The sequence below is a fragment of the Nitrospira sp. BLG_1 genome, from assembly GCF_047338595.1.
In the GTDB taxonomy this organism is placed as follows: Bacteria; Nitrospirota; Nitrospiria; order Nitrospirales; family Nitrospiraceae; genus Nitrospira_D.
This window is the reverse complement of the sequence record NZ_JBLFBO010000018.1, coordinates 12,285-38,801: the sequence shown is the minus strand read 5'-3', so window position 1 is coordinate 38,801 and position 26,517 is coordinate 12,285. Positions and strand designations below refer to the sequence as shown.

The 26,517-nt window shown below is 58.8% G+C and carries 19 protein-coding genes; all 19 read left to right on the top strand.

What is annotated here, in order from left to right; all coding sequences use genetic code 11:
* The first annotated feature begins 10 nt into the window (after positions 1-10).
* The 19 genes from ACMTNU_RS13580 to ACMTNU_RS13490 are packed head-to-tail and all read left to right on the top strand — an operon-like array spanning position 11 to position 26,514.
* Positions 11-1,186, top strand: a complete 1,176-nt coding sequence (locus ACMTNU_RS13580; protein WP_413935797.1) for a hypothetical protein — start codon at positions 11-13, stop codon at positions 1,184-1,186.
* Between the two features lie 32 nt (positions 1,187-1,218).
* Positions 1,219-4,686, top strand: coding sequence for a phage tail sheath family protein (locus tag ACMTNU_RS13575; RefSeq protein ID WP_413935796.1), 3,468 nt, complete (start codon positions 1,219-1,221; stop codon positions 4,684-4,686).
* Positions 4,687-4,703: 17 nt separating this feature from the next.
* Complete coding sequence (locus tag ACMTNU_RS13570) at positions 4,704-5,159, top strand: phage tail protein (RefSeq protein WP_413935795.1); 456 nt, start codon at positions 4,704-4,706, stop codon at positions 5,157-5,159.
* Between the two features lie 18 nt (positions 5,160-5,177).
* A complete protein-coding gene (locus ACMTNU_RS13565; protein WP_413935794.1) occupies positions 5,178-7,199 on the top strand; it encodes a phage tail sheath family protein in 2,022 nt (673 codons plus the stop codon).
* Entirely contained in the window at positions 7,196-7,750 is a 555-nt protein-coding gene (locus tag ACMTNU_RS13560; protein WP_413935793.1) for a phage tail protein, read from the top strand. Before ACMTNU_RS13565 ends, ACMTNU_RS13560 begins: the two co-directional genes overlap by 4 nt.
* A gap of 2 nt (positions 7,751-7,752) precedes the next feature.
* Entirely contained in the window at positions 7,753-7,938 is a 186-nt protein-coding gene (locus tag ACMTNU_RS13555) for a hypothetical protein (RefSeq protein ID WP_413935792.1), read from the top strand.
* Positions 7,938-8,681: a LysM peptidoglycan-binding domain-containing protein gene (locus ACMTNU_RS13550; RefSeq protein ID WP_413935791.1), complete on the top strand. Its 744-nt coding sequence runs from the start codon at positions 7,938-7,940 to the stop codon at positions 8,679-8,681. The genes ACMTNU_RS13555 and ACMTNU_RS13550 overlap by 1 nt, the downstream gene beginning before the upstream one ends.
* Positions 8,678-9,940, top strand: coding sequence for a phage late control D family protein (locus ACMTNU_RS13545; protein WP_413935790.1), 1,263 nt, complete (start codon positions 8,678-8,680; stop codon positions 9,938-9,940). The genes ACMTNU_RS13550 and ACMTNU_RS13545 overlap by 4 nt, the downstream gene beginning before the upstream one ends.
* The gene (locus tag ACMTNU_RS13540; protein ID WP_413935789.1) at positions 9,937-10,449 is read left to right on the top strand and encodes a phage baseplate assembly protein V; all 513 of its coding nucleotides are present in this window, start codon (positions 9,937-9,939) and stop codon (positions 10,447-10,449) included. Before ACMTNU_RS13545 ends, ACMTNU_RS13540 begins: the two co-directional genes overlap by 4 nt.
* 10 nt (positions 10,450-10,459) lie before the next feature.
* Positions 10,460-11,230 (top strand): hypothetical protein, encoded by a 771-nt coding sequence (locus tag ACMTNU_RS13535; RefSeq protein ID WP_413935788.1) that lies wholly within the window; start codon positions 10,460-10,462, stop codon positions 11,228-11,230.
* Position 11,231: 1 nt separating this feature from the next.
* Positions 11,232-11,645, top strand: a complete 414-nt coding sequence (locus tag ACMTNU_RS13530; protein ID WP_413935787.1) for a GPW/gp25 family protein — start codon at positions 11,232-11,234, stop codon at positions 11,643-11,645.
* Position 11,646: 1 nt separating this feature from the next.
* On the top strand, positions 11,647-13,620 hold the full coding sequence (locus ACMTNU_RS13525) for a putative baseplate assembly protein (protein ID WP_413935786.1): 1,974 nt from the start codon (positions 11,647-11,649) through the stop codon (positions 13,618-13,620).
* The gene (locus tag ACMTNU_RS13520) at positions 13,617-15,809 is read left to right on the top strand and encodes a phage tail protein (protein ID WP_413935785.1); all 2,193 of its coding nucleotides are present in this window, start codon (positions 13,617-13,619) and stop codon (positions 15,807-15,809) included. The genes ACMTNU_RS13525 and ACMTNU_RS13520 overlap by 4 nt, the downstream gene beginning before the upstream one ends.
* Before the next feature lie 26 nt (positions 15,810-15,835).
* Positions 15,836-18,412, top strand: coding sequence for a YncE family protein (locus ACMTNU_RS13515; protein WP_413935784.1), 2,577 nt, complete (start codon positions 15,836-15,838; stop codon positions 18,410-18,412).
* Between the two features lie 38 nt (positions 18,413-18,450).
* Complete coding sequence (locus ACMTNU_RS13510; RefSeq protein ID WP_413935783.1) at positions 18,451-20,160, top strand: hypothetical protein; 1,710 nt, start codon at positions 18,451-18,453, stop codon at positions 20,158-20,160.
* A 3-nt stretch (positions 20,161-20,163) separates the two neighbouring features.
* Positions 20,164-22,419, top strand: coding sequence for a hypothetical protein (locus tag ACMTNU_RS13505; RefSeq protein WP_413935782.1), 2,256 nt, complete (start codon positions 20,164-20,166; stop codon positions 22,417-22,419).
* A 2-nt stretch (positions 22,420-22,421) separates the two neighbouring features.
* The gene (locus ACMTNU_RS13500) at positions 22,422-22,646 is read left to right on the top strand and encodes a hypothetical protein (protein WP_413935781.1); all 225 of its coding nucleotides are present in this window, start codon (positions 22,422-22,424) and stop codon (positions 22,644-22,646) included.
* A complete protein-coding gene (locus ACMTNU_RS13495) occupies positions 22,643-24,373 on the top strand; it encodes a hypothetical protein (RefSeq protein ID WP_413935780.1) in 1,731 nt (576 codons plus the stop codon). The genes ACMTNU_RS13500 and ACMTNU_RS13495 overlap by 4 nt, the downstream gene beginning before the upstream one ends.
* A complete protein-coding gene (locus tag ACMTNU_RS13490; protein ID WP_413935779.1) occupies positions 24,370-26,514 on the top strand; it encodes an ATP-binding protein in 2,145 nt (714 codons plus the stop codon). The genes ACMTNU_RS13495 and ACMTNU_RS13490 overlap by 4 nt, the downstream gene beginning before the upstream one ends.
* Positions 26,515-26,517: the final 3 nt, after the last annotated feature.

The window sequence follows — 26,517 nt, the reverse complement described above, 5'->3', positions numbered from 1 at the left end:
GGAGAGCTGTATGAGTTGCCGGACTGTCAAGGCGGAGCGCTGGACATATCGATTTTGCCCAGATCCAGTGCCTGCGCCTGCGAATCGTTTGCGTGCCATCTTGCGCGCTCGGCTCGTCGATGAGCTGACGGGGCAGCCAATGGATTCGGAAGTCGATTTGACCACCGACAGAACCGGGCTGACACCACGTGTGGCACGAGGAGGCGTAGTGGGGCTGGTTGGCTTACCTGGTCGCCTTTTCCCCCAGCTGGACGTGTCTCCAGTCACTGTCACCATGCGGGCCAGCGCTCCACGCTATGTTCCTGTCGAATTGGGCGGAACACTTGGGCCTATCGTAGGTTTTCCTGACCAGTTTTCTGCACTGGACCTAGGCGATGTAGGGCTGCATCGCGCGTCGACCACGGTTCGAGGCCGCACGTTACGACGGGCGAGCCTGACATCCATTGTGGTCGCAGGGGCTACCGTGGATATCGCCGGTTATTGGCCGACTTTCCCACCCGCCAACATCAATCCGAGCACTGTCATGGAACTGCCCAATTTACTCGCCCTTTCGCCTCCGCTTTATGCCTCTCGTGCCGTTGGCATCACTCAATTGCAGCGGCGCGATGCGGTTCCCGTGGTCGGTCAGGAAAAAAACTTGCTCTTGCCCGCAAGCGTCGGCGAGACACGGCTTCGTCTATCCAATCGAATCGGTCTGGTTACAGGCGTGCTGCTGATCATTGAAAGCAGCGATCCAGTGCGCGTGGAGCGCATACCCATTGCCGGAGTCGACACTGCTTCGGCGGCCGATCAACCTGCTTGGGTCACACTGATCCACCCGCTCGTTTATACCCATCGGGATGGGGTTATAGCTCAACCAGCCAATCTAACGCCGCCGGGTGCCGCGAACAGCCTGACCCGAGCCGCCATTTCGGGTGATGAGACAGTTTTTCTAAACGGTATGGCGGGACTCACCAGTGGGATAACGGTAGAGCTGGATGATGGTGGCGGTACGCCCGAGTACCACCAGGCTGAGCTATATAGCGGTGTGAGCGATGCAGACGGATATTTTCGGCTACCACCCATCGCTCGCGTGGCGATGGTTGCGCTGCATGCACAGCGACTGGGACTAACCTCCCCACCCGACGAACGGTTCACACCTGATTACCGATTGGCAGAGAGCCATCTCACGGTGATGTTCCCATGAACGAAGTCTTCCACACTTGTTAGGAGAACATTATGCCTGAATATCTAGCACCTGGTGTCTACGTCGAGGAAATCCAGACAGGGAACAAGCCTATCGAAGGGGTGAGTACCAGCACGACCGGCCTGGTCGGAGTGACCGAACGGGGTCCTGTCAATGTCCCGCAGCTCGTGACCAGCTACGGCGAATACCAGCGCATGTTTGGCGGACGTCTACCCATAGATGAATTCACCGATGGGTCAGGTCATGCGCACTGCTACCTGCCCCATGCGGTGGAAGGCTTCTTCATCAACGGAGGGAAGCGCGCGTACGTGACCCGTGTGCTGCCGGATATCGCCACCAATGCCAACCGCGATCTCTTCTTCGCCGATCCAGCCGTGACGTCCCCCGGTAATACCGTACTACTACGCTCGGCGCAGCAGAGCACTGGCACTCCGGTCAATCGGCCCTTACTCTACGTGCTCGATCCAAACAATTTTTCTGCTGGCCCCCCCGGCGATTGGATACGGATCGGCGATGGCAGCCGTGCCGAATGTCGACAGGTTGCCTCATTAGGAGTCAATGCGCGGCATGTGGCGTTGGACCTTCCTCTGAACAACGCCCACGGGAGTGGCACTGCGGTTCGCGCGTTGGTTGTGGCAGCAGCTGGCGCTCCGTTCACGGACTCGACTTTCCAACTGGTAGACAACACGGCACCTGGTGCCACTGAGATCCTTGTCGACAGTGGCGACGACGCGACCCTCGTCGCCACCCTGCCAGCCGGCACTGCCGCCGCCAATTGGTTGGTGGTAGAGGTAGGTACGGCACCTGCCGCCGAATACGTGTACGCTCGGCAGGCCACGTCACCAGCCGCAGGCCAAGTACGCCTCACGTTAGCCCAACCCTTGCGTTACGCACACGATGCGCCAACCACGGTAGTCACGATTCTGGATTCCACGGGCGGTACAGGCGACACTCTCGACCTTCCAGCCAATAGTGGCGATCTGCTCGTTTACCTCGCTACCCAGCCACTACCTGCGGCATTCACCACCGTCAACAACGTCATGCTTTTCGAGCCGGGTACCGACAACCAGGAAGCTCATCGCATCGGCGAGCTCAGCACCCTACCACTCCTTCTGCGCAGCTATTCCGCCTATCCGGCCGGCACCGTTGGCCACCTGGTTTCCGCGGCTGACGATGACAGAACGATACAGGGAGTACTGACCGCCGGACCTACGTTGACGCTAAACAGTGTCGCCAGTCTTGCTATTGGAATGACGCTGACCTTCGACGTCGGAACCGGAGAAGAGGGCATCATCGACGCCATAGACTCTGCTGCGAACACCATCACCTTACGGAACGCCCTGAGTGCTGCTCCCGCGACGGCTACGGTGGAAGTGCCCGCGAAGACGCTCACCGCCGATGTCACGATCGGAACCTTGTCCATCGCCCTCGACGATCGCTTAGGTCTCTCTGCCGGCGACGTGATTCGTATCGGTACCGACGAAATCGCGATCGTGCGCGACGTGACAGGCGAGCGGGGTGCACCACCGGACGCTGGCGCGGTTCTTTTAGAACAACCGTTGCGTCAGGCCCATGCAGCATTCGTGACCGTTGTGCGACGTCAAATCATCACGGGTGCAACCACCCGCCAGCCGGTCTACCTCGTGCTCGGTGCTCAAGCGGGGGCCGAGGCACTGCTTATCAATGACGGCACATCTTACGCCACCAACGATGTGATGGAGTTCACTCTCCCTGACGGCACGACGGTGTTTCACCGCATCGCTGGCAATGCCGTTGCTGCGGCTCCCCGTGAAATCGAGTTGAATGCGGCACTCACGTTTGGCCATGACGCCGGCCAGCCCGTGCTGGAGCGCCAGCGTCTTCTGGAAGTACGCGCCTTTGATGCCGGCGCCTGGGGTAACAGATTGATGGTGGGTTGCCGAGAGGAGACACAGGGCCTGGTGTCCAATACTCAGGTGTTCGGCGCCAATCCACCGCCGGGACCGGGGATGTTCTCGTCCCTTCAACTCTCATCACTTACTGGCGTTGAGCCAGGCACCATATTGGAAGTTGTCGATGCTGATGGCGAGGTGTTGAACCTTCCGTTTCTTAAAGTGCGTCGGGTGGATCGCTCGAACCGATTGGCGCTGTTCGACCCGCCTGGCCTGCAGGCCGCACACATGACGGCCCACAACAATGCCCAGATGTCGGGCCAAAACCTGCGCGTACGTTCACGCGAATTCAGCCTGGTCGTCATGCTGCGCCAACGACCCGATCCAGCCGTGCCAACCCGCAACGACACGCTCCTCGACCAGGAATTGTTCCGCCATCTGTCCATGGACCCACGTCACAGCCGCTATGTGATGCGCATTGTCGGAGCCACCTGGACACTCGGCAACGCAACCGACGATCTCGGCATCCCATTGCGTCGTTGGGATCTCCGTTCCGAAGGGGCGTCAGCTTACGTACGGGTTAATGACCTGGGCGCACTGGCCGATCGCGAGGCCATACGACTTGGGCCAGAAGCGCTGGTCGACGTCATGCCGTCCGGGTTGACGCGTATCGCGCGACATCCGCTTGGAGAGCTACCCTTCACCGCGGGGGACGATGCGGTCGCCCTCATGAACGACCCTATGTATGTCGGCGCTGACAATAGTGAGCCTACCCTGCGCACCGGGCTCTATACGCTCAAGAACTTGCAGAACGTGTCGCTCGTGGCCATCCCTGGCCAAACCGGCGCGGCTCTGCAGCAGGCTGTCGTCGACCATTGCGAGGAGATGCGCTACCGCTTCGCCGTACTCGACGGGCCAGCGCCGGAGAACGACACGCTGACCGACGTGCAGATCCACCGGCAGCAGTACGACACCAAATACGCAGCGCTCTACCATCCATGGCTGATGATTCCCGACCCGTTCCCGTCCAGCCTGGCAACCTTGCGCCAATTCCCCATCCCGCCCTCCGGCCATATCTTAGGAATCTACGCTCGCGTAGACAACGAGCGCGGCGTGCACAAAGCACCAGCCAACGAGGTGGTACGAGGCCTCACCGGCCTGACACGATATTTCACAAAAGGTGAGCAAGACATCCTTAATCCCTACCCACAGAACATCAACGTGATCAGAGATTTTCGCCCCAGCAACCGTGCAGTGCGTGTCTGGGGTGCGCGTTGCATCACCAGTGATACCGACTACAAATACGTGAACGTAAGGCGATTACTGATCTTCTTGGAAGACTCCATCGACCGAGGCTTGCAGTGGGTTGTCTTCGAACCCAACGCCGAAGAACTGTGGGCACGGGTCCGTCGTGCAGTAACCAACTTTCTGACTACGGTCTGGCGTAACGGCGCTTTGGAAGGCACAACGCCTGCCGAAGGATTCTTCGTGAAATGCGACAGGACCACGATGACCCGTGACGACATCGACAACGGACGACTGATCTGTATGATCGGCGTTGCACCGGTCAAGCCTGCAGAATTCGTGATTATACGCATTGGCCTGTGGACAGCCGACGCAGAAATCTAGAGAGGGAGGTTTGACCCATGCCCACTGATATCCGTACGGACCCGTTCCGTAGTTTTAACTTTCGTGTCGAGATCGACGGCTTGACAGTGGCGGCTTTCAGTGAAGTCAGCGGCCTCACCGCCGAAGGCGACGCTGTGGACTACCGGGAAGGAACTGACGCGATCAACAATGTGCGTAAGCTCACCGGCCTTAGAAAATACGCCAACCTCATGTTCAAGCGCGGCTATGTCCAGGATAACAGCCTGTGGCAGTGGTATCAGCAGATCGCCAATGGCGAAAATATCCGACGAAACGGCAGCGTTATCCTGATGAACGAAGCCCACGCGGACGTGATGCGCTGGAATTTCGAAAACGCCTGGGTCAACAAGATTGAGGGCCCCGGGCTCAAGGCCATCGGCAACGAGGTGGCCATCGAGAGCATGGAGTTGGTCCACGAAGGGCTCACTTTGGAGCTAGAAGGCGCTGGGAGTTAGACCATCGTCACCACAACCATGTATTACACCCGTCCCTCTATTTACATCGAGCGTGCCGACGCCACCGCACCGGAGTCGGTTGTGTTGCGTACCGACATCGCAGCGTTCGTCGGCATTGCTCAGCGTGGTCCCGTGGATCTGCCGGTGCCAGTGGAGTCGTTCCGTCAGTTTCAGGCCCACTTCGGCGAATTCACGGGCGCTGGCTATCTTGCTTATGCCGTACGTGGCTTTTTCGAGAATGGCGGACGCCGCTGCTGGGTGGTTCGGGTAGTGAGTCGCGATGCCATCGGTGGTGCTCAACCTGCTGCAGCAACCATAGCCAATCTTGCTGCTCAGCCCGCACTCAAGATAATAGCCAGTTCCTCAGGCACCTGGGGTAACGCCTTGACCCTCGAATGGATGTTCGAATCCGGTACCACCGCGATCAGCCGTCCCGTCGAGACCACGTCCCGGTATGCCACGGTCGGTTCTACTGCTGGTTTCGAGCGTGGCACCCTGGTTCGCATCGAGCAGCTAGGTAAGCTACCCGCTCACCGGGTCATCTCCGCCGTGGATTGCGAGCGTCGCCGCTTGTACTGGATTCACCCTGAACCAGGCGGTGGACTACCCAGCGACCGAGCCTTAGCGGATATTGATTCGACTCAACCGTTGCGCATCACAGGCGTGGCTTATGGGCTCACCGTGCGAGAAGACGGTGGGGTGCGTGCGGTCTACCGCAACCTCCACCTCGTAGCAAGTCATGAGCGCTTTATCGCTCGAGTGCTAGCAACACCTGACTATCGGCCGTATTGGCTGCGCTCAGGAGAGTGGGAGCGTCCTGCCGATTTTCCCAGATCGCCTGAACCGATAGTGATCCAATCGCTCGTCGAAGACGAGTCGGCGATTCCTCAACCGCTAGCATTTACCCCCGGTTTGGCAATCGCGTTAACTGGCGGCATCGATGGCCTCGCCTTGCTGAGCGAATACGATTTTGTCGGCGAACCAGTGGCGCCTGGAGACAGCGACTTCGTAAGGCAGCGGAAGACGCGCGGCCTTCAATCTCTGGTCGGGAGCGAAGAGATCGCTCTGGTAGCTATGCCGGACATCCATATCCGTCCCGATCCTGAACCTGTTTACCAACCGCAACCGCGCCCACCGAGGAACCCTTGTCTGCCTTGCCTTCCACCAGCACCGGCACAAATCTTTCATCAGCCTGTGCCGGCGGATGAGCTGCCTCCGATTTTCGATAACGCTACTATCGCACGGCTTCAAGCTACTCTCCTTGCCCACTGCGAAACCCAGGGCGACCGCTTTGCCGTGCTATCAGTTCCATACGGACTAGCAACCGACTCCGCTGGCGCCCGAGAAGAACTCATGCTGTGGCGAGGACAGTTCGAAACTCGCTACGGTGCTCTCTACGTTCCTTGGCTGGAAGTGATTGAGCCGCGCAGGACGGCACCGACGCGCCGAATTCCAGCCTGTGGACACGTGACAGGCGCCATCGCCAGGACCGACCTTGCTTCCGGAGTACACTGGGCACCGGGAAATCTGCCGCTGTTCGGCCTCACCGACTTAGGTCGTGTTTTCGATGACACAGACCATGGCGAGTTGAATCTCGCTGGCCTCAACGTGGTGCGCAGCGAATTCGGGCGTCCGCAAGTTCTGGCTGGCTCCAGAACCTTAAGCCACGACCCTGACTGGCGTTTCATCAACATCGTACGACTGGTTTTGACGCTGAAGAAAGGCATCGAAATCATCCTGCGTGACATCGTATTTGAACCGAACGGCGCAACCACCCGAACAGCAGTCACAGCCAGTCTGACCTCGCTGTTGCAGGTCTTTTACGAACGTGGGGCCTTTCGCGGTGCCACACCAGAACAAAGCTACTTCGTACGCTGCGATGACGTAACCACGCCGCCCGAGGCACGGGATCTGGGCCAACTCATCGCCCTAGTCGGTATCGCCCCAGCCGCACCGTGCGAATTCATCGTGCTACGAGTTGGTCGGGAACACAACACCTTACTCGTGACACTTTACGATCCAAAGGAAATACAACCATGAGCCTGGCTACACGTAACGACCCGACTCTCGCATACAATTTCCGCATCAACCTGCTGGATTCCACATCATCGGGAGCCGCCGCGGTAACCTCGATCGCTCTGACGCCTCTGTTCGTCAATCCGCTTGCCGGCTTCAGCGAATGCACGGGATTGGAGATGACCCTGGAGACCGAAGACTATGAAGAAGGGGGCAACAACGGGACCGTGCTGAAGTTTCCCAAGCGGGCCAAGTGGGGGGAAATCACCCTCAAAAAAGGCATCACCAAGAAAACAGATTTGTTCGACTGGTATTACGGGTTCACTCAGGGCGTCACCAAGCGCAAGGACGGTGTGATTATCCTCATGAACGAGAAGCACGAACCCCACACAGTCTGGAAGTTTCGTCGCGGTCTACCGATCAAGTACGTGGCCCCACAGCTCAACGCCCAGCAAAACAATGTCGCTATTGAGACGCTGACCATCGCCCACGAGGGAATCACGTTAATGGGCGGTGCGTCAGGTCTGGCCGGAGCTGTTAGGGGTGCCGTCCAAGCCATAGGGAGTTTGTTTTAGCCATGCAGGTCATCATCGACGAAGTCATCAGCCGGGTCCGCGCCATCGATGGGCGCTCGGCATTGGCGCCAGAAACTCTAAGGGCAATCGTGGACACCGTGCTTGCCGCCGTGCGTGAGGAAATGGCCCACGACCAGCGCGTGATGCGAGAGCGGACATCCAGTACCGAAGTAGGGAGAGAGCACTAATGAGTATTCCGTCAAAGGGAACGTTTAGTGTGGATGTCGGCAAAGGCAAGCCTATTAGTTTCAATGTTCAATTCAATCCCAAGGAATTGTCCTTCGAGAAACAGGCACAGATCGCCGAGATCAACATCCCGGGCTTGGACGCGCCTATCCAGCAATTCATCCGCGGTAATGCAGAGAAACTAACCCTAGAGCTGTTCTGCGATACCACGGACGACGGCATGGGCGCCAATGCCCGCTCAGTAACAGAGGAGACCGACAAGTTCTACCAACTGGTCAAGATTATCCCGGCTCGCCACGCACCACCGGTCGTGACCTTTTCATGGAACGCCAAGTTTCCCGGCGACAGTCTCTACGCCGCGTGGGTCAATGAGGGCGCACACAAGGTAGGCCGGCAAGAGGGAAATCAGAGGCGTAACGCTTTCACCGGTGTGGTCGAAAGCGTACGCCAGAAGTTCACTCTCTTCAGCCCCGAAGGCGTGCCACTCCGTGCTACGGTCACCTTGGTGCTCCGCGAGTACAAGCCCATTGAGCGGCAACTTGGTGAATTGGGCCTTAGTTCGCCAGACCGGACCCATAGCCACGTGTTGGCCGCAGGAGAAACCCTATCCGCCATCGCTGCCCTTTACTACGAATTTCCCGGCGAGTGGCGCCGGATCGCCGAGGCCAACGACATCGAGGATCCGAGACGGCTCGCAACCGGACAGATATTGGCCGTCCCCGCCATTATCCAGGGGGCAAGATGACCGAACTTGCCACTCTCGCAAGCGAATCGCGCAGTCGCGCCCAAGGCTTCTGGGTGCCGCGCTTTGAGATCGCCATCGACGGTGTCCAGCTTGAAAACGCCGTGCTACGAGACGTGACGGAGGTCACCTACAAGGACAACATCGACCAGATCGACGGCTTCGAGCTGGTGGTCGGCAACTGGGATTCCAAGCGCAACCGCTTCAAGTACATGGGTTCGGAAGGCGATGAACAAAGCCGCAACGACACAGCGTTGAGAGAACTGGAGACCTTGTTCGAGCCATGCCAGAAGCGGGTGGCACTGAAACTCGGTTATGCCGGAGACCTGACCGAGATAATGACCGGCACCTTCACCACTATGGAACCCACCTTTTCCTCCGGTGGCCCACATACGCTGGCGGTGCGCGCGCTCAACATCCTGCACCGTTTGCGCCGCAAAAAGTATGACGGACACTGGCCAAACTCGCGCATGAGCACGGTACGAGACAGCGACATCGCCAAGAGCTTCGAGGGCCTCACCGATCCGGAGTGGCGCAACAGGGGCCAGGATGCCCGCCGCATTCCTATGCCCATCGAGATTGATACTGCCGCACGCAGCCGAGAGCCTCAATTGGTATTTGTCGGCCAGAAGAACGAGTACGATATCGATTTCCTCTGGCGTCGCGCACGCGTCCGCAGCTATGTGGTTGAAGTGCGCAGGCCTCCTAATCCCTGGCGGCCGGAGCGGGACGAAGAGTTCCTCTACTTCGGGCCTTCCACTAGCCAAAGTGGGCCCATTGACTATCAACTGGCCTGGGGCAGTGGGTTGATCGATCTCAAAGTCACTCTGACCACCGCCACCCAAGTCAAGAAGGTGACAGTGAAGGGTTGGGACCGCGTAAGGCAGCAACCCATCGAGGTTTCGGTCGACCGAGACGCCCCCGAGTTACGGGGCCTCAATCCGGGGCTGTCCGAGATCGTCAACCAATGCGACCCCCGAGAAGAACGAGTGGTGACCCGCCCCATATTCACCGAGGATGAGGCCAGGCAACTAGCCCGCGATATGTTGCTGGGCAACGCCAGGGAGCTGGTGAAAGTTCAGGGCACCACCATAGGTCTGCCCAATCTTCGGGCTGGCTCTAAAATCCATCTCGCTAACATCGGCGGTCGGCTGTCCGGTGTGTATTTCGTCACCGAAACCACCCACACCTTCAACCAGAGTGGCTATATCACCAAGTTCTCAGCACGCCGTGAAGACCCTGACACAGGAGTGCGGCTATGAACAGTGGAGAACGCAGTGCCGGCATCGTCATCGGAAAGGTGACTGCTGTTCAGGACCCGGAAAGACAGGGGCGCATCCAGGTCAACTACCCGTGGCTATCGGGACCGGAGAAGCGGTGGGTTTCAGTCGCTGCACCCATGGCGGGTGGGGATCGCGGCATGTTCTTCATGCCGGAAATCGACGACGAAGTCCTCCTAGCCTTCGACCACGGACACCTAGACCATCCCTTTGTCATCGGGTTTCTGTGGAACCCGCAGCAGCCCCCGCCATCTCAGGATGAACGTCAACGCATGATCCGGTCAAGAAACGGCCACACTATCCGCTTCGTCGATTCGACCCCAACGGGCGGCAATCAAGGTGCCCTCATCATCCAAGACGCTAACGGCAACGTGGTTACTATGACTAACGGGCGGGTGGTCATCCACAGCAGGGGTGTCCTGCAATTGTTGGCAGACGGTGATGTACATATCGGCACGCGCCTGGTCCGCAAGATCGGACCGCCGATTTAGAGGAAATGGTATGGCGACTAAGACCATTGACATTCCGTTACCGCCAGACTTGGAGGAGTTCCTCAAGAAGCCCATCTGCATTCCCATGCCCCAACCCGGCAAGGTAGAGATCAACCTACCCATGGGTGGCACACTGAAGGGCGTCGCTGACATCACCAAGGCCATACCCGACGACTGCACCCTATCGTTCTCGTTGGTGCTGCAATTGGCCCCCTTTCTCGCCAACCTTGATTGCCTGTTCAAGATCGTTAAGGTGATACAGCCCATGCTCGATGTAGTGACTGGCCTGGGCAAACTAGATGTTCCCAAGGTCGCGGGGGCCTTACCGAAATTGATCGAGGCCGCTCCGCCCCTCATTGAGTGCATCTCCAAGTTCACTGGAGCGGGCATACCGTTGTTCGTCCGCGACCTCCTGTGTCTGATCATCAAACTGCTCTCCTGTATCGTCGGCCAGCTCAAGAGCATCATGAACGTTATGGGCGGTCTAGCAATTCAGATACAGTCGGCCCAAGCCGCCGGCAACGCCGAGCTTCTCGCTGCCCTGGAATGCTCGCAGAAAAATGCTCAGACCTCGGCCCAGCACATGGTTTCAGCCATCGAACCCATCGTCCTGCTGCTGTCATTGGCCGAACCGTTTCTCGGCATCGCGGGTGTCGACCCCATCAAGATTCCTGCAGTGGCCGCACCGGACGACTTGGAAAAAATGCAGGACGCAGTGAATACCTTAGATGAGCTAGTAAAGACCCTGAAGCTCGCCGCCAAAGTCGTGGGAGGCTGCTAACATGACCACGCCGTTCGATGACACTCGTGCATTCTTAGGAACAGGTTTCAAGTTCCCCCTTCAGATAACATCGCGCGGCAAACTAGCTCTCTCCCGGACCGATGGCCGCATCGAAGATTCAATCTATTTTATCCTTGGTACACGTTTGGGCGAGAGACTTATGCAACCCGAGTTCGGCTGCGGTATCCACGACCTCTTGTTCGCCCCAAACAACCCCGCCACCCATGCCATGGCGGTCGAGCATGTGCGCCGCGCCTTGGTAGGACACGAGCCGCGCATCGATGTGTTGAGTGTGGTCCCGGAAACAACCAACGCCGAGCCTAGCCTGCTCTTGATCCGCATTGAGTACCGCGTACGCGCCAACAATGCGATGGGCAATCTCGTCTATCCGTTCTACATCACGGAGGCCGCCTGACATGCCGCTGAAGGCCGAGTACCCGAAGATCGATGACCGACGTTATTCTGACATTGTCACCGAGGCACGCACCCGCATTCCTCGCTACACGCCGGAGTGGACCGATGTGAACGAGAACGAGCCCGGCATGGCGGTCGTACAACTGTTCGGCTGGATGACGGAGCTGTTGATTTCCCGGCTCGGTAAAGTGCCCAAGCTCAACTATCTCAAGTTCCTGGAACTGCTCGGCATGGAACTGACCCCAGCACGCTCGGCACAGGCTGAAATTACCTTCCCTGTTCAACCAACCTTCGCCGTCAGTTCTGTCATCGTACCCCTGCACACCCAGGTGGAAACTCAACTGTCTGATGAGCAGGGACGATCAGTAGTATACGAGACCGAACGGGCCCTCATCGCGCTTACCGCCATACTCGATGCAGTACAAACCGACAACGGTGTGAGTATCCAAGACCTGAGCCCCGCCAATGCAGACGTCACCCTAGGCTTCCAACCCTTCGGCCCCACTGCGCGGCTTGGGTCTGCCCTGTTGCTGGGCTTTGCTTCGACTCTGGACTTCCCAAGTGTAGAGATCAACCTGATGGTGTGGGTGAAAACGCTCCGCGCATCCGGACCATTCTACGCCACCTGTGGCACTGCCATACCGCCGCCGGTGACCCTGCAGTGGGAGTTCTGGGATGGGAAGGACTGGTTTCCCTTGGACCTCCTCAAGGACGAATCGGCCGCGTTCACCCGAAGCGGCCATGTGTACCTTAATGCACCGCCCAAGGGCCGGATGGTGGCCTCGTCCATGGGCAAGATTGCCAGCCCACATTACTGGATACGTGCAAGGCTCACCGCAGGAGCGTACCAGAATGCACCAACACTGCTCGCGATACGGACGAATACGGTGAGGGCGGTGCAGGCTGAAACCATCGACGGCGAGATTTTGGGTGGCAGCAATGGTCGCCCGGAACAAGTGCTCATGCTTGCCAGCGCACCGGTGCTGGATCGCACCCTTAGTCTGGTAGTGGATGAAGGCGACGGCGAGCAGGTGTGGCAAGAGGTCGCCGACTTCTTTGCCTCCGGTCCCGACGACCAGCATTACGTGCTGAACCGCACCACTGGCGAAGTCCGCTTCGGCGATGGCCGGGAGGGACGTATCCCGGTTGCCAATCCGAACCGGCGCGCCAACATCATCGCCCGGCAGTATCGTTTCGGCGGGGGCTTGCGTGGCAATGTCGGCGCTAGACAGATCAATTCGTTGCGAGGCGCCGTGGGCGGAATCGATAGTGCCAAGATTGGCAATCTGTTTCCTGCCTTCGGCGGCGGCGATGAGGAGACACTGGACGAAGCCAAGCTGCGCGTACCGCAAACCCTTAAGAGCCATGACCGGGCGGTCACCGAAGAAGATTTCGAGCTGCATGCGCGGGCGGCTGGGGGCATCGCGAGGGCTAAGGCCCTGCCGCTTTTCCATCCAGATTTTCCCGGCGTCGCTGTGCCCGGCGTAGTGAGCGTCATCGTTTTGCCTGAACCCGACGACCCTGAGGACCAGGCGCCCATGCCAACCGAAGGCACGTTGAGAACCGTCTGTGCCTACCTGGATAAACGCCGACTCGCCACCACGGAGCTGTACGTCATCGCCCCGCGCTATCGAGAGATCGTAGTCACGGCCGAACTAGTCTGTAAAGACGATGCGGATCTTGCTGAAGTGAAGGAGCTGGCCTTAGCAGCCCTGGAACGCTATTTCCACCCCCTGACCGGTGGAGAAGACAGCAGTTTGGACCAGGTAGGCTTGGGCTGGCCCTTCGGCGGCGATATCTTCTATTCGTTGGTCTTGCAGCGACTCCTGGTACCCGGTACACGCCGGGTGGTCAGCCTCACGCTCACACTGGAGGGCGAAACCGCTGAGATCTGCGCCGACGTGCCTCTGGAAGACAACGCGCTGCTTAGAAACGGCATTCACAGCATCAGCGTGCGCTATGAGGACGGGCTATGAACGCGCTGTACTTACCACCCATCTCTCGTCCACCACACGATCCTTTACACTATCGACTGGACCGACGAGCCGGCTGGCGTACCGAACCCAGCCCGGCACTGACGCAACAGGTCGAGGCGTCACCAGGAGACGGCGGATTAACTCTGCTTCCTCTCCCGGGGACCGGTGCCCAGCTCAACGATCCCTCCGGCAGCTTTGGCGGGCTGACTTGGCCCGATCATGTCGCACTGTTACCCGGCAATACACTCGTGTTGTTCGATCGCGCACAGGGCCGATTGCGCCGCTTCGACCCCTGCACCTGCCGCTTCAGCGATTGGCCCTGTGTCGGTCGCGACCCCAAGGACCCGCGCCTGCCGCTCGATGCGGGAGGCATCGCCGCTAGTTGCGGCCGACTCTATCTGTGCGATACCGGCCATCGGCGCGTGCTCGTGCTGAATCCGGTCAGCGGTACCGTGCAGGCTGTCTGGACCTCGCCCGTACTGCAGGGGCTGGTCCCATGGCAACCGGAAGATGCGGCAGTGATGCTAAACGGCGACGTCGTCGTCAGCGACCCCGCCAACGGTTGTATACACGTATTTTCAGCGTACGGACGCCATCGCCGATTTTTCGGCCAACTAGGCGCGGTGCGTTCGCTGGCCGTCGATTGCCTCGGTCGGATCTATATCCGAGTGGAAGGCGAGCCACATGTGTTGGTGCTCGATCCAGACAGTGGCAAGATCATTGGAACCCCGACACGGCCTGGGGAAATTATCAACCGCTTCCTGCCACTGCCCGTACGTATGCTTGTTGGTGGTGCCCTTGACCTCTCAGATATAGGCCGGTGTCACGCCAACCCGCCACCGATTTTCGACACGTCGGGCAAACTCACCACCGCAGAGCTACCATTTCCGGTCTATCCTAAGGAAGGCATGTGGGTCAGTCTGGCACTAGACAGCGAGATCACACGCTGCCTCTGGCACCGTGCAATCCTCACCGGTGCGCTTCCACCAGGCACGCGGGTGACAGTGTACTCGTGGACTGCTGAAAGTGAGGAGCCAGCCGATCTGCTGGCCTTAAGACCGGTAGAAGAATGGCGATTGGCCGGGACTTGGCACAACCCCGATGCAGTGGCGCCTCTGTCCGGCCAGATCGATTTTCTGCTGCGCTCACAACCCGGTCGATACCTGTGGCTGAAATTGCAGTTTCAGGGAGACGGCTCCGTAACGCCCCAGCTTGACTCGGTGGAGATCGAGTTCCCACGCATCAGCCTACGCCGCTATTTACCCGCCGTGTTTGGGGCCGAACCGGTATCCGCCGATTTCACCGACCGCTGGCTCGCCCTCTTCGATCGAGAATTCCGCTCTATCGAGACCACTATCGATCGTCAGGCGAGGCTATTCGACCCTCTGGCCTGCCCGGCCGGTCCACCCGCGAAGCGAGATTTCCTCGGTTGGCTAGCCGGTTGGGTAGGCGTGGCGTTGGAGCGCAACTGGCCCGAGGAACGCCGGCGCGCCTATCTCAAGGCCGCACCACAGCTCTTTCCCTGGCGGGGCACGTTGAAGGGTTTGCGCAAGAGTCTTTACCTCTTCCTGGCGATTGACCGCTACACCGACTTTCAACCAAAGCGGGCCGATTGCGTACCTTGCGTCGTGCCGAGCAAAACATGTTGGCGTCCACCCCGGCTGCTGCTCGAACATTTTCATCTGCGGCGCTGGATGATGCTGGGCCATGCCAAGCTGTCCGACAACGCGAAGCTCTGGGGTGAGCGCATCGTCAATCGCAGCCGTCTCGGCGGTCCCGGCGAGTTTCGCGTTCCGGATGCGCCTTCGGGGGCCCAGGTCGGCGTGACTCAGCTCAAGAAGACTCAGGACCCTTGCCGCGATCTGTTCCATGTCTATGCGCACAAGCTCTCGGTATTCGTGCCTGCGGCCTGTGTCCGCGATCCCAGCCTGGCTCGTGCACTCAAGCGGCTGGTCGACCTCGAACGACCCGCCCATGTGGAAACCCAGGTTATCGCGGTCGAGCCTCGTTTTCGGGTTGGAGTCCAAGCCATGTTGGGTTTAGACGCAGTCATCGGCTGGTGCACTGCGCCAGTAGAACTGGACGGAGGAGTTTTGGGGCGCGCCACCGTGCTGACCGGCGGCGTCGACCCGAGTCCACGTTTCCGAGTGGGTGATGCCCGTGTCGGAGGAAAAACGATCCTGCCATGACATATTGATTACAACGAGGTGCTTCGATGTCCCATGTGAACCATGAGCAATCCACCCAGGGATGCCCAAAGTCAACCTGCCCGACATGTGAACCGCAAACGCCGCTGCGCAACAGCTATTTTTTCGGCAAGCTGATGGACGTGCCGGACTTCGACGTGGAACAACAATACGTCGTCGAAAAGTTCAAGCGCCACCACCAGCGTCTGCATGGCACTGGTGTCGTCTGCGGTCTAGAAGTCGTGGCCCATGCCAATCCCGCCTGTCGCGACCACTATGTGGTCATCAAACCGGGCACGGCACTGGACTGCTGCGGGAACGAAATCCTGGTCTTGAACGAAGAGGTGGTGGATATCCGAACCTTCCCCGCCGTTGCCAAGCTGATTCAAGCCGCAGCGAGCGGGGGAGAAGCAATCGACCATGCGTTGCAGTTCTGCGTCCGCTACCACGAATGTCCTACTGAAGACGTACCTGTACTGTACGACGAGTGTGGGTGCGACGACACGCGCTGCGCACCGAACCGTATTCTCGAGACGTATGCCTTCGACGTTCTGGTGGACCCCCCTCTGCCGGCCCCTGCGGTGCCCTTTGCCCCAGTTCTCGAATGGGTATCCACCTTGGCGCTCCCGAGAGCCAAAGCTGCCCTGGCCCATGAGAGCTCAGAGAGGATTTACGCCACGGCAGATCTCGCCCCAAATGGCGGTATCGTTCAGCAATTCCATCTCCATACCGGTGCGCCGATCGCTCCCAAGACTTTTACCGAATCAGTCTTGGCCCTGAGTGCCAACTCGGACGGTTCGCGACTGTTCACAGCCGTTGCTGGCGCTGGTGGAGCCAGTGCGACGTTGGAAGTGCTCGACACTTCGACTCCAGCGGCTTTCTCCGGCGCATCGCTGGCCAGCGTGCCCATCCAAGACAGTGCGGGCGCCAAGGTGAGTCTGTTGGTTCTGCCATCAGGCGAATTGGCGAGCCTCGTTTCTACGGCCACGAAGTCCGTCATCCAGCTGTGGAATGTCGGTGCCACACCACCCTCTCCCATCGCCAATCGTTCGGCGCAAGTCAACGTGGCACTTGTCGGTCCGGCCCTCGCCAGCGATGGAACTACGCTGTACGCGGCGGAAGCCTCCAACACGATTCATCACTTCGATACCACAGTAGCCAACCTGAACCCGCAGACCGTGGCGATCACGGGCTCTGGCATCGTCGCCATCGAGGTGGTGAAAAGCACTGCGCCCGACGTTATCACCTGGATCGAAAATACTCCCAAGAAGCTCAAGTTCGGCAAGACTGATGGCACAGCGTTAGGCACTATCCCACTACCAGAACCACCCATGGCACTGGCCATCGCCCCTGGAGGCCGTTTGGCCTACGTACTCATGCAGCCGGCAGCCGGCCCCGCTCAAGTCATCAGCGTCAATCTGCACCGCTTCCTCACCGATCCCGCTCACCCTGGACTGGCCTTAGGTGTGCCCTTGCCCATAGGCGATCAAGGCACTGGGTTAGCCTTGGCGGGACATCTCTATGCTGCTTACGAAGACGGGGTGGCGGTCTTAGACATCCATGATGCCGACTGCGGGGATTACTTGAAGCGCCACGCCTGCCCCGGTTGCGACACCCTCGATTGCGTGATCTTGGCCACCGTGCAGCGCTGGCGGCCTGGGCACAAGCTGGAGAATCCTACCATCCCGCCCAGCGACCCTATTGCCGATGCGGTGGCTGGTATTACCCGGATCGACAACGACCTGGGCCGCGTTGTCGTGCCCAGTGTAGCCGACCTCACGAAGGCTATCAGCTGCATTCTCGACCATGGTGTGGGTGGAGGTGATGGTGAACAGGGCCCACCGGGCCCTCAGGGGCCTCAAGGACAGCAGGGGCCTACTGGTCCGCAAGGCGTGCCTGGTCCTCAAGGTCCACAAGGACTGCAGGGGCCACTCGGTCTTCAGGGTCCGGCTGGCCCGATGGGGCCTGCTGGACCACAAGGACCACCCGGTCAGGATGGGGCCGGCCTAGACTGGGATCTGCCGCACATCTGCGATTTCAACTGGAAACATGGCGAAACCGTAAACCGCGAAGGCTTTAAGAGTCGGACGCAACTGGTAGTAGTGTTCGACACCCCCATGCTGAATGCCGACATTCACGAAAACAGCGTCCGCGTCAGCATCGGACGATTTCATGAGGAAAAACAAGTGCCCCAATGGTGTTGGTGCGATCTCTCCTTAAACGACCGACTGATTGGTGGCCGTATTGAAAAGAAGTGCGATGCTCGATCGAAGTTCACGCCAGGACCTACGGCCGGCGGCAGAGTGACAGCTCTGCGTATACAACTTCCGACAAACCTCCTCAATCTCGCAGAAACCGGACCAAACAAGCTGGCCTTACGCGTCCACATCATCATCGATGGCGATTTCATCCGGGGAGAACACCACAAGACAAAGGAACTGCGCGCGCTGGACGGCGATCACCTACCAAAACTGAAAGATCCGAGTCCACCGGGACCGCCGTCTCCAGGGGAAGTGCCTGAATGGATGCAACCCGGAGACGACCGCTTCTCCGGCGACGGCGTGGAGGGTGGCACATTCAGAAGCTGGTTCGACATCATGATCTGAGAACAAGGACAAGCAAACGCACACCAGGAGTCTTTACCATGAGCAGCGTCATCAACCGCTACACCAATATGAAGACTGCGAGTCCCACGACCTGCGAGCCTAAGCCGCAGCCTTGTTCCACTTGCGGCCAGTTGGAATGTCTATGCCGTCCACGCTTCTTCGCTGGACAGGTACTGACCGCTGACGATCTCAACCGGCTCGACTACTACATCCGCGCCAAAAATCGGTTGCACAACCGCCAGTTGCACGGCTGGGGAGTGGTCAATGGGCTGGAAGTGACCTGTGATGCGTGTGGCAAGGGTGTGGTGGTCGGCTGTGGCTACGCTCTGAGCCCCTGTGGCGATGACATAGTCGTGTGTGAGCCGGTGTTGGTCGATGTCTGCGCTCTAATCAAGGCCTGTCGACAAGCCGAGCGCCTCAACCAGCCCTGTGCTCCCTTTCAACACGCTCAGCCATCCGGTTGTGATGAAGATTCTGAATGGATACTGGCGATACGCTACGCCGAAGCTCCCACGCGCGGCGTGAAACCCTTAATGACCGGCAACGGCACACCTTGCCAATGTGGCTGTGCCCCAACCTCCTGCACCTGCAAGACAGTATCTGCCCAAAAACCTCGCACCGCGCCGGTTCAGTGTGAGCCCACAGTCATCTGCGAGGGATTTGAGTTCGAGGTCTACCGCAAACCAGAGAATGAACCGGATCCCTGCCGACGAGACGACAAGCGCGCCCCCCTGTCCTTGAACCCGGATTCCGAGCTCTTCCAACGCTTTCAATGCTGCTTGGAAATGCTGATCGCTCGAGTGCCTAAGCTGCCCAACCCTGACGATCCTTCAACCCTGCACCAGTGGATGTGTAGTTTTAAAGAATTTCTACAGCGTTATTTAACCTCTAAACCAGGTTACAACTGCGAGTTACTGGCACGGCTCAATGCCATCGTATGTCCTCCCAACAACCCCAACAATCTACCTCTGATCCAGGAGACCGTCGGACTTCTCATTATTATTTGGGTGGATGCTCTGTTGGCCTGTTTCTGTTCTGCCTTGTTGCCACCCTGTCCCACCGCACATCCAGACGCACGGGTACCCATTGCCACTTTAAAGGTCAGCTCTGATCCCTGTCGGGTACTGTCCATTTGCAACTGGACCCATTACCGTAAAATCGTCACCACATTCCCGACTCTACAATACTGGCTTGATATCCTACCCTTCGGGGTACAGCTGCGCTGCCTGCTGGAGCAAATCTGTTGCTTCCAGATCATGGCACAGAAGCCGCAACAGGATTCCTCGATCCCTATCTCCCATGCCTCGGCTGCCGGGCAGCCTCACGGCGCAGGCACGATCGTTATGCCGCCTACGTATGCTGAACGGGCCCAGAAGCGCTTGAACCCGGAAGTGCCTGATCCTGAACGACTGGCTGGCGTATCATCGCTCCTGCGCAGCGCCATGGTGCGGCAACAGAGTGGGTTGGATCCGAAGACCTTCGTCGAGAGCTTTTTCCTCGCCGACAAGGACAAGACTGCAGCACATCTCTCCTCGACAGAAACCGCCAACCTGTCCCAATTTTTGCTTTTGAATCAGATACTCGAGCCAATCGCCACCGGAGCTTTCGGGCAACTTCTCGGAGGCAAGGACCTCGCTAGCGAGGACGCCGAGATCACGACTCTCAAGAAACAGATGGCCACCCTTCAGACCCGACTGAATGCACAGGACAAAGAAATTGCGAAACTCAAAAAGGGCAAAGGAGGCTAGACCATGAGTGCCGTTTTTGCCGAACGACCCACTTTCTTCGAAGGCCAGTACTTGGGTGCCGACGACCTCCAGGCCTTCCTGAAATATGCCCGGGAGTACGACGCCCGTCATCTGCTGGGCGCTCATACGTGGGGCATTGTCACTGGGATTGAGCTGCTGGAAGGTACTTCGCCCACCGGAGAGGTGGAATATTTCCTGACACCTGGTGTTGCAGTTGATGGTTACGGGCGGCTGCTCGTGGTAACCATGCCCTACAAGTTGACCACCGATCTCTTCGCTCAACAACCCAGTGGTACCGTAAATGTCTGGATACGCTTCGAGGAGACGCCTTTCAGTGGCACAAGGGCCGGCTTCCAAAGTTGCGAATGCAGCGATGCCTTCGCCCGAGTAGCGGAATCTGTCGTGGTCGAAGTAGGCCCGCGTGTCACAGTGGACCAGCGCGAAAGCGGTGTGGTGGTGGATGAGCAAACCTTCGTCGATGCCCGCGAAGCGCTGGGAGATCCGCTCCCCAATCAACCCTTGGCCTGCGATGGCTCGGTCGCCGCCCAGACGTTCCCAGACGCCGAAGCCCGTAGTCTCTGGCTGATACCAGTAGGACAGGTACCGTGGAACAAGGTCAGCAGCAGCCTGCTAGCCAACACCGAGGCGGATAAGAAAGCCTCACTCATTTTTCGCCGAGTAGCCGGTTTGGTCACCGGGCATATCTATCCCGCCTCTGGCGTGATCCGCCTACGCCCCCGGTGGAGCACTCGGCAGGCGGGGGTAAGCACGGATCAGATATGTGCATTGAGCGCCATCAAGGAAACCGATCTGGTAACCTGCAACGGCCAGCTGAATTTTCGCGAGATGATCTGGCTAGAGGGGAACAGTCGCTTCACCGGTGATGCGCGACTCTATGGATCACGACTGGAATTCCGGGAACCCCAAGGTACGGACTATCTCAAGAGCGGCGTTCCGCTGGCCCTACGTCGCAGACCCGATCGGAACGAACACAATGGGTTTGACTTACAGGTCTTGCTCGGCACACCTCAGGGCACTGACGGGCCGACTCGTTTGACGATAGGAAAGGCGACGGTGCAGGGCACCGATCCCTGTGCTTTAGACTTCCAGTTTGAGCCAGGCGTTTACATCCAGCAAGATGCCAAGCTCGGCATCGGAACCCTCAATACCCTTCTATCTCTACCTCTGACTATACGCGCCATTGGCGACACTGGCAATCTCATGGGGTTCGAAGCCGCTGACGGCACCTTGGCATGGCAGATGAATTTCGGTGCCAACAAGAACGGCTTGAACTTCACCGAGACAGATCCAACGGAGACGCGACTCTTTCTCCACAATGGTGGCAACGTGGGCATTGGTACCCAGGCCCCGGATGCCAAGCTGGACATCCGCAACGTGCCAGCCCCTACGGGCAATGCCCTCGGAGCCAACAGGTGGTTACAGGTCGGCGACGGGGATGACACAGGTCGAATGTGGGTGCAGTATGGGGATCAATTGGCGCCTCTCCTGGTACTGAGCGACTTTGACGATCCTCCGCGTATCCAATTTCAACAGACAGGTACGGGCCAAGAGACTGGCCCACAGTTTTCGAGCTGGATCGGCCATGCACGGAACAGTTCCCCAGACCTTGCGTTGATGGGAGGTAATGTCGGCGTCGGCACTCTCCAGCCTTTTCGCCGCCTGCACGTCGAGGCTTCGGAGATTCACACTGGCGGTGCAGGAGCTGGGTTTTCCTTTGGCAACCGAGAAGACGGAGCTATCGAGACTCCTGCTAATGGCGAACGCTGGGTCTGGTACTCGACAGGCCACGTGGCCCGCCTCTGGTCTGGTGGGGACAAGCTCTTCGTGACCGCATCGGGAAATCTTGGGATCGCAACCGCCACACCGGCCGAACGTCTAGACGTACGCGGCAACATCAAACTTGGCGCCAACGGGGATTTCTTCGGCGTAGGTTGCCTGGACAATCTGCGGATGGTAGCGGGACGTATTAGCTCAGGAGGTGTGCAACAGTCAGGCTCGGGCTTCAGCGTCAGCCGCATAGCTGAAGGCCGTTACGGGATCACATACGGCAACGCGTTCTCGTCCGTTCCTGTGGTGGTCGCTAACTTGGTCGATTCACTCAATCAAGATAATTTCCTCACCGTCGTCTCCTCGACCATAAGCGGCTTCGAATTGCACAGCAAGGACGATGATCATACTGCTGAAGCCGCCTATCAGGACAGCGCTTTCAACTTCATCGCCCTGGGTCCTAGGGCTTGAGGATGAACAAGACGATGAATCGCAGCGTGATTGAAACCCGTTTGGCCACCTTGTCTGACGAATTTGCATCGGGGCAAAGGTTGCTTGCTGAGTACGAATCCAAGATCACCGCGGTGCGCGAGCAACTGCTACGTATCAATGGGGCGATGCGGGTACTGCAGGAACTTTTGAATCAAGAGGCTGGCAATTCGCCTGCCACAGCGCAACCACCAGGTACGCTACCGTGAGCACATCCGTTTTACGCATTCACCGCTGGCACAATGATTTTCTTGTACCGCATAACTCCGCTCAGCCGGAGCGGATGCGCACCGACTTGAATGATATCACCGATGGGCTACTGAGCCAATTGACCACGAGGCTTACACCATGGTTCTCAACCCATGCTGGGGAGGTGGTGCTGGTCAAGTCGCTGGTCTTCGACTGCCAATTAGATTTGAGTCAGAAACCTGAACGCCTCGTGGAGCGGTGGGCTTACCAGTTCACCAAGGTTCTTGTCAACGCCGTCGAATCCGGAGGTGACGGCATACTACGCTTTGCCTCACCCGCCGCCTATCGTGTACAGTTTATTTCCGATCTCTCCAACGGACACAGCAGTTCCGCTTGGTACTACCGGCCCTTCGCTGGGCTTTCTGCACTACCTCCAGCCAGCGCGATTCGCACAGTGTTAGTGGAAGATCACGAACTCGGTCGGGAAGTCCTCTCGATTTTATCGAAAGAAGTCTGGAACCAACTGGCAGTGGTGCTCACCCGTCGTGAGACCTTACGCATCCTGGATGAACTTTCAGCCAGCGAAAGTGCTGAAGAAACAGAACCCGACACGCTCGCGGCGTTCTACCGGGAGCACGCGCCACATCTTCAGGCCCTACCCTGGTTCGTAGCCGCGCTGTATCTGTTTTCTGCAGCCCTGCGCGCCGGCTTTGATCCGACCTCCAACCTGGCACGGTGGATCAAACTCGCAGCGAAGCTACCAGCCCTCGCCATGCGCAGCGACGCCGAGACCTTAGTCATAGCACTTCGGCGGGGAAATATAGGTGCCTTGGTGGCAGCGGATACCGAACGGGATGCAGAAGGGTGGGCAGCACTAGCTGCCTGGCCACAGTGGCGTTCCACTCTGGCAGAGCTGTTGCGGGTTGAGGCCTCACGAGCATTAGACACGGTGGTCCACAATGGCGTCGAACCTGTTCGCACTGCCTTCGGCGGCCTGGTTCTCCTGTTACCCGAACTCGACAATCTACTCGACGATGCACTGACCGGCACACTCCCTCACACCGAACAGGTGCCTGCACGTGGTCTCACAGCTTGGTTGGTGATGGCGCAATGCGTTGGGCAGCCACGCACCAAACAGTTCGCAGGCGAAGCCTTCTGGCGCGATGTCTTTGGCATTACACCCAACATCGATCTTCCCACCTTGAACGAGTGGCTGGCAGCGGGCGATCCAACCGCGGCCTTGGCTTGTCTGGCTCAACGCGCACGTGGTCACACTCGCGGCGTTCGCATTGCAGCACCATTGCGGACAGGAGGCCGGACTCTATCGGCCATTGTCGATCAAGCGAGCGGATTATGGTGCGACGAATTGCGGAATTCACGTCCACCAGGATGTATTGCATCGCCCTCGTGGCGTGCGTGTCTCGCTGCCGCCCGCCGTGCTCGTAACGACTGGCGTTACCTGGCCATGCATTGGGGTTTGCCTGAACCGTGGCAGCGGCTGTTCGTACACATGGCGCAGATCGTGATGCGTCGCTTTGCCTATCGGGTTCCAGGCTTCACCGGAACCTCTTTACCCTACCTCTATCACAATCTCCTAGAGGGGTCTGCCACTCTGGAATCCACGGGATATCTGCAGCTTTCACGTCCGCCGCTGCATGTGCTGCTCAATCTCACCGGCATAGGTAGGGGGACCGTGCGGTGGACTGGGCCACCAGAGCGTTGTTTCGTGTTGGACTACGAGCCATGAAACCAATGGATACCGTCACGCCACAATCCACTGCCTTGAGCTACGAAGCCGATCTCACCTGGCTCGACCGGCTGTTGGAGCGAGAAATTTTGAGGCTGCGCGCGCACTACGAGCTGTCGCTAGACGAGCTGCGCGGTCTGTACATTTCCGACCAACAGGTGGATGAACTCCTGCGCCGGCAGTCGGTGGGAGCGGGAGGAACCGCTGATCCGGTGAAGCAACTTAGTAGCGAAGCATCAGCCCTGCGCGCCTTGCGGAGCACCGAGACGCCGTTGGCTCGGCTCGCGACGCGTTTTGGTCTGTCTGAATTCGAAACCGATCTGCTCCTGTTCGCCATCGCCCCAGAACTTTCCCTGAAATACGAGACCCTCTACGCCTACCTCAACAACGACATAACCCGTAAGTACCCAACCGTTGACCTTGCCTTGCGGCTGTTGGATGGTCTTGGTGATGCGTCTAGGCGTGCAGCACTGAGCATATGCGGAAGGCTATTCGTCCTCGGGTTCTTGGACTGGTTGGAGCCGAGCGAATCACGTTCCGGTTTGGCACAGGGTTTCGTCGCTTCTCCGCCCACGGTGCACTACCTCTTAGACCTTCCGCTGGCCGATGCACGGCTGCCCGATGCCGTCCGGATCATACCACCGTTGACCGTCGACCTAGAACTGTTCTCCGCATCAGCGCGAGCGGCTGTGCATGAGTTCAGTGCCCGGCATCCGCTACGTCCGGGCCTGGTCATTTGTACAGGTGAGACACCCATCGAACAATTTGCTGCTGCACGTCTCTACACTGCCAGCCATGGCCAAGGTGTCTTGACGCTGCCGCTGAGCGTGCTCACGAGAGAGACCGGCGGCGGGTGGTCCACCTTACGCACCCGCGTGTATCTAGTCGCCTTGCTCTCCGATGCAACTGTGGTGGTATTCGACGAACTGGGTGGATATCCACGAGAACCAGCGCCGCACACGCAGCTGACCCAACAGATACGGGAGTTGGCCTCCTCTGGTCTCACCGTGTTTTGGGCTGTACCGCACGACGCCCCATGGGCCGAAGGCATAGCCGATCTGTCTTACCTCGAACTGCATTTGCCCCAGGCCAGCGCCGACGACAGGGCTACGACTTGGACGAGCGCCTTGCGCAGCCTGGGCGTGAAGCCAGATATCTTGTTCGTGGACAACCTGGCCGAGCGTTTTAGTTTACCGAGTTCCCGCATCGCCGCCGCGGCGGAAACCGCCGCACGATACCAGGCTGACGACCCTGCCATGCTGCACGACGCCCTCTGGCAGGCTGCACGCCGACACTCCACGCAATCACTCGGGCAACTCGCATCGAGAGTGGTGAAACCGCATCGCTATGAGCACCTGGTGCTACCTGATACGACCTTGCGCCAAGTCCGTGAGATCGCTGCGGCGATCGCTCAGCGAGAACGTGTCTATGGACGCTGGCGCATGGCTGAACGCACCGGTCGTGGAAACGGACTGATGATTCTCTTCGCCGGTGCATCGGGCACTGGGAAAACCATGACGGCTAGTGTCATCGCCAACGACCTAGGGGTCGATCTTTATCGCATCGACCTCGCCACAGTGGTGTCCAAATACATCGGCGAAACTGAAAAAAATCTCGACCGCATTTTCTCTGCAGCTCGGCATAGCAACGGGATTCTCTTCTTCGACGAAGCCGACGCATTGCTCGGCAAGCGCTCCGAAGTGAAGGATGCCCATGACCGTTACGCCAACATCGAGATCGCCTACTTGCTCCAGAAGATGGAGGAACATGAGGGCGTCGTCATTCTCGCGACCAATCTAGCCAAGAACCTGGACCAGGCTTTCTCCCGCCGTATGCATTACGTAATAGATTTCCCCAAGCCAGATGCAGTCCTACGTGAGCGACTGTGGCGTGGCATGTTTCCACCCGCCGCACCGCTCGGCGAGGACGTGGACTTCCGGTTCCTAGCCGAACAGTTTGAGACCTCGGGAGGCGAGATTCAGATGATCTCTCTGGACGCTGCCTTCCTGGCCAGCGCTGGGCGGCAAGTCATCGGCATGGCCGAGATCGTCCAGGCGATGGCCCGCCACCAGCAGAAACAGGGAAGCCCCCCGGCGGTGAGTGGATTTAGGCAGTACCACGGGTTGGTGCACGGCAGATAGGGA